This is a genomic window from Polynucleobacter sp. 30F-ANTBAC, from assembly GCF_018882385.1.
Taxonomy (GTDB): domain Bacteria; phylum Pseudomonadota; class Gammaproteobacteria; order Burkholderiales; family Burkholderiaceae; genus Polynucleobacter.
The window spans coordinates 921,202-934,024 of record NZ_JACVON010000001.1 but is presented as its reverse complement, the minus strand read 5'-3'; the positions used below and the strand labels follow the sequence as shown (position 1 = coordinate 934,024).

12 protein-coding genes are annotated in these 12,823 nt (G+C 40.5%); 6 read left to right on the top strand and 6 right to left on the bottom strand.

The window, feature by feature from the left end; all coding sequences use genetic code 11:
* Positions 1 to 978: a flagellar motor protein MotB gene (locus ICN28_RS04345; protein ID WP_216286483.1), complete on the top strand. Its 978-nt coding sequence runs from the start codon at positions 1 to 3 to the stop codon at positions 976 to 978.
* Between the two features lie 117 nt (positions 979 to 1,095).
* Positions 1,096 to 2,235, top strand: coding sequence for a flagellar biosynthesis protein FlhB (locus tag ICN28_RS04340; RefSeq protein WP_216286481.1), 1,140 nt, complete (start codon positions 1,096 to 1,098; stop codon positions 2,233 to 2,235).
* Here the strand turns inward: ICN28_RS04340 and ICN28_RS04335 are convergent.
* From ICN28_RS04335 to ICN28_RS04315, 5 genes are read right to left on the bottom strand one after another with little or no spacing between them, the layout of a single operon-like run.
* Complete coding sequence (locus ICN28_RS04335) at positions 2,232 to 2,732, bottom strand: surface-adhesin E family protein (RefSeq protein WP_370626458.1); 501 nt, start codon at positions 2,730 to 2,732, stop codon at positions 2,232 to 2,234. The genes ICN28_RS04340 and ICN28_RS04335 overlap by 4 nt on opposite strands.
* A 27-nt stretch (positions 2,733 to 2,759) precedes the next feature.
* Positions 2,760 to 3,230 carry an A24 family peptidase gene (locus ICN28_RS04330; protein WP_216286477.1) on the bottom strand — a complete coding sequence of 157 codons (471 nt, stop codon included), beginning with the start codon at positions 3,228 to 3,230 and terminating at the stop codon, positions 2,760 to 2,762.
* Complete coding sequence (locus ICN28_RS04325; RefSeq protein ID WP_216286475.1) at positions 3,227 to 4,231, bottom strand: type II secretion system F family protein; 1,005 nt, start codon at positions 4,229 to 4,231, stop codon at positions 3,227 to 3,229. The genes ICN28_RS04330 and ICN28_RS04325 overlap by 4 nt, the downstream gene beginning before the upstream one ends.
* Positions 4,228 to 5,322 carry a GspE/PulE family protein gene (locus tag ICN28_RS04320; protein WP_216286473.1) on the bottom strand — a complete coding sequence of 365 codons (1,095 nt, stop codon included), beginning with the start codon at positions 5,320 to 5,322 and terminating at the stop codon, positions 4,228 to 4,230. Before ICN28_RS04320 ends, ICN28_RS04325 begins: the two co-directional genes overlap by 4 nt.
* Positions 5,315 to 6,592, bottom strand: coding sequence for an HlyC/CorC family transporter (locus ICN28_RS04315; RefSeq protein ID WP_216286471.1), 1,278 nt, complete (start codon positions 6,590 to 6,592; stop codon positions 5,315 to 5,317). The genes ICN28_RS04320 and ICN28_RS04315 overlap by 8 nt, the downstream gene beginning before the upstream one ends.
* Before the next feature lie 257 nt (positions 6,593 to 6,849).
* Here ICN28_RS04315 and ICN28_RS04310 point away from each other — a divergent pair, with 257 nt between their 5' ends.
* From ICN28_RS04310 to ICN28_RS04295, 4 genes are read left to right on the top strand one after another with little or no spacing between them, the layout of a single operon-like run.
* The gene (locus ICN28_RS04310; RefSeq protein WP_216286469.1) at positions 6,850 to 9,033 is read left to right on the top strand and encodes a TonB-dependent hemoglobin/transferrin/lactoferrin family receptor; all 2,184 of its coding nucleotides are present in this window, start codon (positions 6,850 to 6,852) and stop codon (positions 9,031 to 9,033) included.
* 32 nt (positions 9,034 to 9,065) lie between these two features.
* Complete coding sequence (locus ICN28_RS04305; protein WP_216286468.1) at positions 9,066 to 9,911, top strand: hemin ABC transporter substrate-binding protein; 846 nt, start codon at positions 9,066 to 9,068, stop codon at positions 9,909 to 9,911.
* On the top strand, positions 9,904 to 10,857 hold the full coding sequence (locus ICN28_RS04300) for an iron ABC transporter permease (RefSeq protein ID WP_216286467.1): 954 nt from the start codon (positions 9,904 to 9,906) through the stop codon (positions 10,855 to 10,857). The genes ICN28_RS04305 and ICN28_RS04300 overlap by 8 nt, the downstream gene beginning before the upstream one ends.
* 1 nt (position 10,858) lies before the next feature.
* The gene (locus tag ICN28_RS04295; protein ID WP_216286466.1) at positions 10,859 to 11,635 is read left to right on the top strand and encodes an ATP-binding cassette domain-containing protein; all 777 of its coding nucleotides are present in this window, start codon (positions 10,859 to 10,861) and stop codon (positions 11,633 to 11,635) included.
* Here ICN28_RS04295 and ICN28_RS04290 read toward each other — a convergent pair whose 3' ends face one another.
* Positions 11,636 to 12,751: a Fic family protein gene (locus ICN28_RS04290; RefSeq protein ID WP_216286465.1), complete on the bottom strand. Its 1,116-nt coding sequence runs from the start codon at positions 12,749 to 12,751 to the stop codon at positions 11,636 to 11,638. It abuts the gene before it with no gap.
* Positions 12,752 to 12,823 lie beyond the last annotated feature (72 nt).

Genomic DNA, 12,823 nt, shown 5'->3' with positions numbered 1-12,823 from the left:
ATGGCTTTCAATAATTCCAACGCGACGCTTGTGATTCGCCGCCCTCGTAAAAGGGTAAAGAAGTCTTTCCATGGGGGTGCTTGGAAGCTTGCTTATGGCGATTTTGTGACTGCCATGATGGCTTTCTTCATGATTATGTGGATCATTAATATGCTTCCACAAAAACAAAGAGAAGGCGTTGCAGATTATTTTAAAGAGCCGCTTCGAGGAACCGTCACCAAAGGTGAAAATCAGTTAAACGAAATTGGTGCCAACCCTGAGTTAAAAGGGCAGGGCGACAGCAAGAGCATTAAAGACGGTAAAGAAGATAAGCCTGATGAGGGTATGAGCAAAGGGCAGTCAACAATGTCCGAGGCTAATTCAGCAAAAGCTGATATGCAGCGTATGGCAGAACTTAAAAAAGAAATTGAGAGATTAATTGCTGAAAACGCAGGCCTTATTAATGCAAACAATCAAATGTTTGTAGAGGAAACCGTCGAAGGATTAAAGATCATTCTATCTGAGACTAAAAAACCAATGTTTAATATTGGTAGTAACTCAATGGAAGAGAGCACCAGAGCTGTCTTACGTAAGTTGGCACCAGCGTTATCCGCTTCAAAATTTCAAATTAAAGTTGAAGGACATACTGATAATTTGCAATACAAAACGGGTAGCGCTTATACCAATTGGGAGCTTTCAACAGAGCGTGCTAATTCAGCTCGAAGAGAGTTAATGGCGGGTGGTTTGGGTGCTGAGAAAATTGCACAGGTATCAGGCTATGCAGATACGGTTCATCTAATTCCTGGAGAACCAAACAATCCACTCAATAGACGAATTTCAATCACTGCCTTTTCTCATATGAACACCAAGTTTAAGGATGAGGGGAAGCCAATAGCTAGTCCTACACCTGCTGTGAGAACAACGCCACCAGCTGGCAATGCTGCTCCGGTAGGTACTCCGCGAAATCCAGCAGTGGTTTTGCCTGGACCTAAGCCTTAATCAGCTCACTTCAGAATCTTTTTTGAGCATAACTAAAGCCCTCAATTGAGGGCTTTTTTCTTAGTTGCCAAACAAAAAGGTATGATTTGGTAATTAAGAAAAATATAAGGATTAAGTTTGGCTGATGATAATGAAAATCAGGAAGAGCGGTCGTTAGAGCCCTCGGAACGGCGAATACAAAAAGCTCGCGAGGAAGGTCAATTACCTCAGTCAAAAGACTTGTCTACTTTTGCAGTTTTATTAGCACTTCCTATCTTTGTTTTTTTACTTGGCCCTATCTTTATGAGTCAAATGATTTCCTTGGTAAAGGATGGATTGACTTTTACTACTCCAGATCGTTGGATGGATCATCTAAATCAGTGGGCATTTGGATCATTTCTTGGTTTATGCGGTATTTTGGCGATGATTATGGTTCCGTTATGGATCATTTCAGCGCTCTCACCACTTTCCCTTGTGTCTTTTAAACCCATCTTTGCATTTAAATTTAATCCTTCTCGTCTTGATCCAATTGCAGGATTGGGGCGAATGTTTTCAGTGAATACATTGGCTGAGTTGATTAAGAATATTTTTAAAGCTTCATTATTGCTAGGTGTTGGCCTACTTTATTTAGTGGGTTTATTGGGTAGTTTGAGTTTGTTGGTTAATCAAGATTTAAGCGTGGCACTGTCACAGTCCTATAGCCTAGTTATGTATGGCTTTATGTTTTTGTTAATTCCGATGGCATTCATTGCTTTTGGAGATACATTTTTTCAATGGTTTAACTTCCAAAAAAGAATGCGCATGACTCAAGAAGAAATGCGCCAAGAAATCAAAGAGTCTGAAGGCTCACCTGAATTGCGTGCCAAAATTCGACAAAAGCAACGACAAATTGCTACGTCACGGATGATGCAGGCAATTGAAAAGGCAGATGTTATCTTAGCCAACCCTGATCACTACTCCGTTGCATTGCGCTATGACCAAGATAAGATGGCGGCACCAATTGTGGTGGCTAAAGGTATGGATGATATTGCCTTACGGATTCAGGAATTAGCAAAGGAGCATCAGGTGCCTATTGCTCGTATCCCTCCTTTAGCTCGTTTGATGCATGCTAGATTGGATATTGGTCAGCCTGTTCCAATTCAATTGTTTGAGGCCGTTGCTAAGGTGTTAGCCTGGGCTTATGAGATCAAAGAGGGTATTGATCCAAATAAAGATCTGCCTGAGATTGGTGAGCTTCCAGACTTGGATGGGGATAAGTTGAAGGCAAGAAAGAACTAATTAGCTGCTTTTTCTTCAGCAGTTTCTCCAGCAATTTCCCCAACAATTTCCTCATCTTCATCTAATGTCTCTTCATTATCTGATGCTGATTCAGAGGTGGTGTTGGCGGATTCATTAGATATTTTTGACCTGCAGCTAATGTTAAAAAGAGCAGCCTCGATAGAGTTAGGCTGAAATTTTCTCCAGGAAGAGTAGGGTTGATTACTTTCAGCCATCACCTCGCCTTTACCCATCTGATCAGCTGTAAAAATAAACATCAATGTTTTAACTTGTTCCTCTAGGCAGTCACTTTCCAGTAAAAACTTTTTAGACTTTGGATACCCATTTGGTACAGGATCTTCGTAATTGATAATGCCCCAAACTTTTGCGTATTTACCTTGAGAGCTAAAAGTACTGGGATCATAAAAATAGCTTTTAGACTCATTAATGGCAGTCCACTTTGCAAGTGCGCAGCTTGAAAAGCCAATTAAAAAAAGGCTAAAAAGGACTTTTTTCATATTTTCCAATTCGTATATTCCCATTTGTTATGAATTTAGCACAAAGAGGCGGTATGAAAGAAATATGATGCCACCAAATGCAATAAATGGACCAAATGGAAAAGCTTGGGAATATCCTTCATGATGCGCTTTGAGCCAGATATATCCACCAACAAGGCCCGAACATGAGGCAACAATCAAAATATAGGGTAGGGCCTCCCAGCCTAAAAAGGCTCCCAATGCAGCTAAAAGCTTGGCATCTCCCATGCCAATACCGTCGATACCCTTAAGCTTTCTATAAACCCAATTGAGAGTGTAGATAGAGCCCCAGCCTATTGCCGCGCCAATTAGTGCGGATGAGGGAGTAGTCCACTGAATCCACCCAGCATAGTTGGCAATTAAACCCAAAGCTATTAAAGGAAGGGTTAAATAATCGGGCAGTAAGAATGTTCTGAAATCAATCCACGATAAAACTAAAAGAACGCTAATCACTATCCCAGCAAAAATTAAATCAATCACAAGATTTGCCCCATTTCAAAAATTGGCAAGTACAAAGAAATTACCAATCCACCAATTAAAATACCCATGAATAGCATCAACAATGGCTCAAGGCTTTGAGTTAATTGATCAACGAGGTGGTCTAGCTTTTCCTCTTCTTGTTGAGCAATTGATAAAAGTGTTTTTCCAAGATCACCAGAACATTCACTCATTTTAATTAATTGCCAATATTCTTTTCTCACTAAAGAGTGATGATGGTCCACTATTTTTAGAGCGTCTGAAAATGACCGGCCTTGAGAAAGCAATAATTTAACTTTTGAGCATAAGGACAGGGTAACCCAATCATTAGAATTAAGGGCTGTTGAACGAAGGGCTTCTAATATGGGGATGCCATTTCCATAAAGAATGCCTATATTTCTAGTTAATTGGGTAACGATGGTGGCTTTTCTGATTTTTCCATATATAGGAATGATCAAAATTAGTTGATCTAACCATTTTTGAAATGCCACATTTGACTGCCAGATCTTATAAATCACTAAATAAATTAAAAATAACCCTATCAAGCCATAGAAAAAATAATGATTAACCCAGTGTGATGCATGAATAAGTAGTTGTGTTGGAATAGGTAACTCGGCTTGAAAATTTTTGAACATACTCTCAAAGCTGGGTATGACCCACTGAAACATCGCGAATAGGACAAGTAAGGAGATGAATAAAACTGTCGCAGGGTAATGTAAGGCCTTGTTAATTTTTTTCTTGAGTTTGATTTTCTTATCAAGAAAGACAGTTGTTTGTTTAAGGCTTTCATGGAGGCTACCACTGGCTTCTCCGGTTTTAATTAGACCTATGCAAAATGAATGAAAGCCTAATTGATTAAGAGCAAATGACAGACTTTGTCCTTGATTAAGATATTTCTCAATAGGGGCAATCTCCATCAACTTGATAGCGTCTAATAAAGGTATTCCAGAAGCAATCAGTATGCTGAGTTGCCTGCTGATTTGAAGTTGTTCTAAATCTTTCATGCTATTTGAGATTGAATTTCATGCAAGGTTGTGATGCTTTTTTCGAGCAATAACTGCGCACTCTCTTTCAGGGATAGGATGTTTTCATTTTTGCATTGCATCTGGATATCCAATAAAGAGGCATTGTGATCGACAAGAGAGCGGATGGATGGCGTCATGGGCATAACTTGATGAACGGCTGTTCTACCTTTGAAACCAGTATCTTGGCAAACATCACAGGGCTTATTTTTTCCGCCGCATTGGTGGCAAATTAAACGAACTAATCTTTGCGCTGTGATGCAAAGCAAATCATTGGATAGGTCGTTATGGCTAACGCCCAAGTGCTTAAGTCGCCATAGTGCTGATGGCGCATCATTTGCATGAAGCGTCGCTAATACTAAGTGTCCAGTTTGAGCTGCTTGAAATGCAATTTTGGCAGTTTCACTATCCCTAATCTCACCCAACATGATGACATCAGGATCCTGTCTCATCAGAGCTCTCAATGCCACATCAAAACGAAGCCCTGTTTTTTCGCTGACCTGTACTTGATTGATGCCTTTTAATTGAATTTCAATGGGGTCTTCAATGCTGCTAATGTTTTTACTACCATCAAGAAGATATTTCAGGCAAGAATATAGAGTTTGTGTTTTACCGCTACCAGTTGGACCGGTGACTAAAATAAATCCTTGGGGTTGATTTAAAGCATTCTCTAATTGTTTTAGTTGATGATCTTGTAATCCAAGTCGATCAAGACATAAACTTTCATCATCTCGATTAAGTAGTCGGCAAACAATTTTTTCACCATGCAAAGTTGGTAGCGTTGAGACGCGGCAATCGATCGTATGGTTTTGATGCGAGTGAACTAGCATTTGCCCGTCTTGGGGCAAACGTTTTTCCGAGATATCTAATCTTGCAAGAATTTTGATGCGACTTGCAATTCTTTCGTGCCATTGGGCTGGTGAAGTTGCTAAATGGCTGAGATGACCGTCGACTCTCAGTCGAATATGGCTAAGCCCACTTTCCGGCTCAATATGGATGTCGCTCGCTTTTTTAAGGAGAGCTTGATCAATGATGTTTTGCCAGAAATGAATAACTGCATCATCTTCAGACATTCGGCTTATAGATGCGAATGGTTTTAATGATTTGCTCATCTACCTGAATAATTTCCATCACCACTTTATCTAACTTGACGCTGACGTTGTTATCTGGGATGTCTTCGAGAGTTTCAATTAACAAACCATTTAATGTTTTAGGACCATCCGTTGGTAAATTTAAACCCAACAACCGGTTTAAATCTCTTAAGCTCGCTGTTCCATCGGCCAAGTAAGTACCATCAGGCAACCATTTTGTTTTTGCAGATAAATCTGGCAAAGAGGTTGTGAATTCACCGATTAATTCTTCTAAGATGTCCTCAATCGTAACCAAGCCTTGTAACACGCCATATTCATCCACGACAAGGCCCACTCGCTCTTGGTTCTCTTGGAAGAACTGGAGTTGCTGTAAAACAGGTGTGCCACTTGGAATGAAGTAGGGTTCGCTTAATAGTTCTTTAAAGTGATGGTGCTCTAAATTTTGATCACCTAATAAGCTCAGCGCCTTTCGAACGGCCAAGATGCCAATCACCTTATCGGTATCTTCACCGCAAACGGGTAATTTGTTGTGATAGCAAGTTTCTAACTGGTGAATCACATCTTCAATCGGCTTTGAAAAATCCAAAACTTCCATGCGGGCGCGTGGCGTCATCACATCATCCACTTGAATGGTTTCTAAGTTGAATAGATTCACCAAAATACTACGATGCTTATTCGGGATGAAATGTGTTGACTCTAAAACAACAGAGCGTAATTCTTCGGGACTCATTTGGGAATTTTTATTGGCTGCTGTATCGACCCTAAGAATTTTTAGTAACCCGGTAACGAATACATTAATCAACCACATGGCGGGTTTGAGAATCACAATCAAGGGCTTGATAATCCAGCTTGCGCCCATAGCAATTCGCTCGGGGTAAGTGGCGCCAATTACCTTGGGCGTAATTTCACAGAAAATAATAATTAAGATTGCTGCTACACCGGTACTGATTGATAAAACAGAGCCGCTATTACCAAAAGCATGTAACGCAATACCGGTTAGTAAAACAGGAACAATAGTATTCACAACGTTATTGCAGATCAAAATGACGGATAGCAGTTGTTCTGTTTTGCCAACTAACTCGAGCGTATTCTTAGCTCCTTTATTTCCTCTGTGAGCGAGATGTCGGATTCTATGGCGGTTGGCTGCCATCATGCTGGTCTCTGCAATAGAGAAAAAAGCAGAAAAAATTAAAAGTAACGCAACTAGTGCAAGTTGTGTCCACCAGGGCCAATTATTAAGCCAGGAATCCATGAATACTTTCTAGATCGATTGATATGAGAGTGACTATAGCAAACCATGATGCATTTCCATGAGAAAGCTAAGAATAATCCCCTTCTTGGTGGCTGATTATTTTGTAGGAAATTTCCTACAAATGGGGAAAAATAACCACGTTAATAAGAATAGTTCTCATCTGTGATAAAGTTTTTAAGAGTGCTCAATTAAGCACTTTTTTTACACAAGCCAGCAGCCCTTTGTTAGCCAGCCAGTGTTTTATTGGAGAGGCTAACGTGATACATCAAACTTCACCCCATTCTGCTATCAAGCTGCTAGCTAGTCTGCTGATTGCTCCATCCGTAACTGCTTACGCAAGTAACAGAGACTATGCAAGCATCACTCATTTGGAGCCCATTGCAGTTATTGCAACCAAAGGTGAGCGTCACATATTGGAAACGCCTAGCTCGGTTAGTGTGTTTGATTATGAGGACATTAAAAGAAAAAATAGCAAAGACATCAAAGATCTATTTGAGGAAGAGTTAGATGTGGAGGTTCGTTCGCAAGGGGCACGTTTTGGTATTGCTGCAGGCACAGGAAGATCGGGTCAAGAGAGTATCAATATTCGTGGTTTAGAAGGTAATCAAGTTTTATTGATGGTAGATGGTATTCCAGTTGCCCAAGCATTTAACTATGGGGCTGCTTCTACAGGAAGAGTAGATTACCTTGAAATGGAAGGTATTTCATTGGTGGAGGTGCTAAGGGGGCCTACGGCTACCCAATATGGCAGTGATGGTCTTGCAGGTGCCATTCATTTTCAAACATTAACCATGGATGATGTTCTTCAAGCAGGAAATAATAAAGGTGGATATATCAAGGGGGTTGGTCGAACCGTTAATCAATCCAGCATGGGCGCTATAGCCCTAGCAGAACGAGGTAATGAATGGGATGTCATGCTGCTTTCGTCTAATGCCTATGGTTCTGAACTAAAAAATCAAGGTTCAAATGGCAGCCTTAATGATCTCAGAACGGTTTCAAACCCTGAGAAAAATCAACAAAATTATTTGCTGGCGAAATTAAGAAGAAAATTTTCAACATCTCAAAGTATCTTAGTCACAGTTGAGGATCTGGATAAGCAAAGAGATACCGAGTTATATAGCGGTAGATCTGCTAAGGTATTTGACCTGGATGCGCAAGATCGAATTCAACGACAAAGATTTTCAATAGATTTCAACTCCAAAAATCCAATATTAGGTTTTGAAGATGAGTTGAATATTAAGTTGTGGATGCAGCAATCTCAAGTTCACCAATTAACCATTGAAGATAGATTGGTTGACCGACAAAGAAATAATCAAACAAAAGATCAATCTACAGGCCTTAAAACTCAATTAACACACTATATCGAGGGTGTAAGTTCGCAAAAGTGGACCTATGGCTTTGATATACAGCGATCTGAAGTTAAACAATCAGTTCAAAGATCAGGTGATTACAGTGATCAGATCAAATATCACCCCGACTCTATAAAAGAGCAAGCAGGACTATTTACTCAGCTTGAACTAGATGGCCTGGCTTATGGTTTTATACCGGCGCTTCGTTTTGATAAATATGCCTATCAATCGGAGCAGTTCGGGTATTCGCTCCCTACAGTCAATTTGACCGACAGTGCATGGTCCCCAAGTCTTGCCGCCATTTGGAAATATCAACCTTTTGCGCATCCTTATATCAATCTGGCAAAAGGGTTTAAAGCACCAACTCAAGACCAAATTAACAATGGGTTTTCTAATTTAAGACATGGTTACACTAGTAAAGGCAATCCAGATCTCAAGTCAGAAACTTCTCAAGGAATTGAAATTGGTCTCAAGGGAAAAGTGGGGGCTTGGCGATACCAGGCAGCAGCTTACCGTAATGAATACAAAGATTTTATTGAGCACCAAGTGATTGGTGGCACTGGGCGGCGTGGCGATCCGCTTATTTACCAATATGTTAATCATACGCAGGCACAAATCCAAGGTATGGATTTACGTATGGAAGGTGCTATTGATTCGAACTGGCGACTGACATCAGGGTGGGTGACCTCAACTGGTTATAAACAATCGGCAAAAGGCGTTCAATCTGAATTAGACACGATTCAACCGATGAGGGCGGCACTTGGTTTGATCTATCAAACTGCTCATTGGCAAAACAGTCTGCATTGGTCTCATACGTGGGCTAAAAAAGACAAAGATGTTGGAACTGTTACAGATATAAAAACTAGAAATCAGGTTAGCCAATATGTGGCTCCCTCCTATTCTGTTATTAATCTGCAGAGCCAATGGAAGCCGATATCCCAACTGACCATCTTGGCTGGCATCAACAATCTGTTCGATAAAAAGTATTGGAGATGGTCTGATGTGAGGGGCTTAGAAGCTGCTTCCCCAGTGATTGATGCGTATAGCGCTCCAGGAAGAAATATTTCATTAGGTGCGAGGTATGACTTTTAATGATTAATCTGAATAGAAGATCTATTTGCCAGATGCCAATGGCTTTATGTGCTACATCCGCATGGTGGAGTTCTTTTGTTAGAGCAGAAACTCCCATCAGAGTTGTTTGTATTGGCGGGGCATTGACTGAAATCATGTATGAGTTGGGTCTCGAAAAATATCTGGTGGGTGTTGATACAAGTTCTAATTTTCCGAGCATGGCGAATCTTTTACCCAATGTGGGGTATGCAAGAACCTTGTCTGCTGAAGGCATTCTCTCGATGAGGCCGACTCACGTAGTGTGTTCGGCAAATGCTGGACCCCAGCATGTTGTGACAATTCTTAAAAGGAATAAAAAAATTCACTTTTCTCAGTTTGATTCACATCATCGTTTTGAAGGTTTATTGCAAACCATTAAAGAGCTAGCTTATTTATTTGATGTGTCTAAGAAAGGGGATTGGTTAACAGAGCGTCTTTTGGATGAGTGGGCGCCATTATCAGCAGGCCATGGCATGGCTAGCGGGGGAGGTAAGGCGTCTGGAGTCGCACCAAAGGTTATATTTATCTTATCTCATCGAGGCTCTGAGATTGTGGTGGGAGGGAAGGCTACAGAAGCTGATGCCATGATCGAATACGCGGGAGGCATGAATGTCGCTTCTAGTTTGAAGGGTTATAAATCTTTTAGTAAAGAGATAGTCATCCAGACTAATCCAGACATTATTTTGATGACACAGCAATCTGAAAAATATGTAATGGCTGTATTGAAGACCCATTATTTTTCTTCCGTATCTGCTATTCGGAATCAACGGTTTATCGCTATTGAGGCTAATCAGCTTCTTGGGTTTGGACCAAGATTACCCATGACTGTTGCTCAGTTAAGAAAGGCGTTTTTTGTTTAACTTAGTGATTGTCAGCTTGGTGCTCATGCTTGGCTTTATCAGTGTTTTATTCATAGGTCCTGCATCGCTTTCGTTGGAGGATTGGAAAACATCGGTTGTTTTTTGGGACATTCGCTTACCTCGAGCACTTTTGGCTATTTTGGTGGGTGCCAGTTTGGGTTTTTCTGGAGCGATGACGCAAGCTTTATTTAGAAATCCACTTGCTGATCCGGCTTTATTGGGTATATCGGGTGGAGCTGCATTAGCTGTTGCCCTATTTATTATCGTCAGCCCTGTTTGGGTGCTTAGTGAAATGATTGGCATCCCACTAGCTGCTTTTGGAGGAGCTTTATTCAGTTGTTTTCTATTAATGAATCTTTCAAAGCAGTTGTCTTTTAATTCCATAGGTCATTTATTACTCTGCGGTATTGCATTAAACGCATTTTCAGCAGCTTTGATTGGTTTATGTATTTACCTTGCTGATGATTCTCAGCTGCGAACATTTACATTTTGGACGCTTGGCTCTGTGGCTTCGGCCAATATGTTTTTCGTTGCTGTGATTTCTTTTTTATTGATGAGCACTTTTATCTTTATTTATCCATTGAGCGGATCCATTAATGCTTTAAGTTTGGGTGAAGATGTTGCTCAACATCTGGGTATTCATGTCACACATTTAAAAATGAAGATGGTGATTTCAGTCGCTCTTTTATGTGGTGTCAGTGTGGCTTTTTGTGGAATGATTGGTTTTATTAGTCTGATGGCTCCGCAGATGGTGCGCTTGGTTTTAGGCGCAGATCAAAAAAGTGTCTTGATCTACTCAACATTCTTGGGTGGCTTTTTATTGTTAATTGCAGACACCTTGGCTAGAACCTTAGCTCTTCCCGCTGAAATGCCTGTAGGAATTTTCACCTCCTTGATTGGGGCGCCATACTTTTTATATTTGCTTAAAAAGAAAGTAAGGGGTTGAAATGCCAAATCCATTATTGACGATTGAGGGACTAAAAAAGTATTGGGATCATGGATCTCAGTTAGCACTTGATATCCCCCAACTTCGTGTTCATAACTCTGAAAAGATTGCGATCTTGGGACCCAGTGGTTCGGGTAAATCAACATTTTTAAAAATTCTATCAAAAGATTTAAAAATGGGGGATGGGACTATTTATTTTTTAAATCAGTCTTTGGATGAATGGTCTGTCCTCGAGTTGAGCCATCAACGAGCGGTGTTGCCTCAATCCCATGAAGTGGGATTTGATTTATCGGTTGACTTGATTGTGAGTTTGGGAAGAGTCTCAAGACCTTGTCAAAATGAAACGAACTATATTGTTCGGCAATGTTTATGCCTATGCCAAGCATCTCATTTGTTGCATAGAAACTACCATCAACTATCTGGTGGTGAAAGAGCAAGGGTGCAAATGGCAAAAGTATTTGCTCAGCTATGGGATGTTCATGGAGGGTTCCTGTTGGTCGATGAGCCGTTTGCTGCATTAGATCCCTACCTACAAGTATTTTTGCTTAAGAGTTTGATTCAATTTGTTACTCAACGATCTCTTGCAGTGCTTGCTGTATTGCATGATGTGAATCACGCTATGCAGTTTTTTGATCGGGGTGTATTGCTTAAACAGGGTCAACTGTTCATGGATGCCCCATTATTAGAGATTCAGAAAGAGTCTTTGGAGCATCTCTACGGCAATCATTTTTTACAGTTGAACGCCACTACTGGCACAAGGTATTTTTTTGCTCAGTAGCTAATCAATGATTAGTTCGTAGCTTGTACTTCTTCCGCCCGACTCTGTTTTTTTCAAAATCCCGAGGAGGATTAATTCTTGAATATCTCTAAGAGAAGTATCGGTTGAACATTTATTGATGACGGCCCATTTTGAGCTGGTTAGCTTGCCATCAAATCCATCTATTAATTTATTGATGATTTTAATTTGCCTTGGATTGAGGGCTTGCCCTCCATTTTTTTGCCAAAATTCAGCTTTCCCCACTACGTGTTGAAGTGTGGCTTGTGATGCCTGAATGGATCTTAAAAGGCAACTTAAAAACCAATCTAACCACTCATCAATATGGAGGCTGCCTTTTTGTGTTTTTTCAAGCTGCACGTAGTATGTTTCTCTCTCTTTTTGAATTTGTGCGGAGAGGCTATAAAAACGCAGGTTCAGTTTTTCAGCTTTCGCCAAAGCCATGTCGCCAATGGCCCTGGCAATTCGACCATTGCCATCATCAAAAGGATGGATGGTCACAAACCATAAATGAGCAATGCCTGCTTTTATCAAAGGGTCGAGCCAAGACTCTTGATTAAACCAGTTTATGAATCGACCAATTTCTTCATCAATAATTTGAGCTGGCGGAGCTTGATAGTGAACTTTAGATTTGCTAATGGGACCAGATATAACTTGCATCGGACCTTTTGAGTCTTTTCTCCACGCTCCTATTTCAATTGGATTTAACAAACTTTGTTCTGGGAATAATCCTTCATGCCACGTCAATAATTTTTCTTTTGTGAGTTGGTCATTATTGGGTTGTGTGGCATCTAGAATCATTTCAACCACACCATCGATATGTCTATCTCTATTCGGTAATGCACCTATATCGACGCCAATATGTTTTGCAACAGAGGATCTGACGGCATCTTGATTGAGCAGCTCACCTTCAATTTGGCTGGTTTTTAGCACATCATCAGAGATGATCTCAAGATAGGCCTCTTGTTTGAGATTGAATCCTAGGCGATCAATATGCCCCAATAAATACCCACGAGCATGATGAATCTCAGCAATCTTGTCAGCTAGTATGGAGGTATTAAATTGCCAATTTGGCCAATCGTTCAGTTGCCAGATATAGGTATATTCGCCGTATTTCATGCGGTAATTATAGCCCGACTAACTTATTTTGGCGTTAAATACCGCAAAAAATGCGGTTAATATTGAAAATTA

Excerpts from the sequence above, each read along its gene's own strand:
- ICN28_RS04345 (WP_216286483.1), top strand. The coding sequence starts at position 1 with ATGGCTTTCAATAATTCCAACGCGACGCTTGTGATTCGCCGCCCTCGT.
- ICN28_RS04335 (WP_370626458.1), bottom strand. The coding sequence starts at position 2,732 with ATGAAAAAAGTCCTTTTTAGCCTTTTTTTAATTGGCTTTTCAAGCTGC.
- ICN28_RS04325 (WP_216286475.1), bottom strand. The coding sequence starts at position 4,231 with ATGAAAGATTTAGAACAACTTCAAATCAGCAGGCAACTCAGCATACTG.
- ICN28_RS04320 (WP_216286473.1), bottom strand. The coding sequence starts at position 5,322 with ATGTCTGAAGATGATGCAGTTATTCATTTCTGGCAAAACATCATTGAT.
- ICN28_RS04315 (WP_216286471.1), bottom strand. The coding sequence starts at position 6,592 with ATGGATTCCTGGCTTAATAATTGGCCCTGGTGGACACAACTTGCACTA.
- ICN28_RS04305 (WP_216286468.1), top strand. The coding sequence starts at position 9,066 with ATGCCAATGGCTTTATGTGCTACATCCGCATGGTGGAGTTCTTTTGTT.
- ICN28_RS04295 (WP_216286466.1), top strand. The coding sequence starts at position 10,859 with ATGCCAAATCCATTATTGACGATTGAGGGACTAAAAAAGTATTGGGAT.
- ICN28_RS04290 (WP_216286465.1), bottom strand. The coding sequence starts at position 12,751 with ATGAAATACGGCGAATATACCTATATCTGGCAACTGAACGATTGGCCA.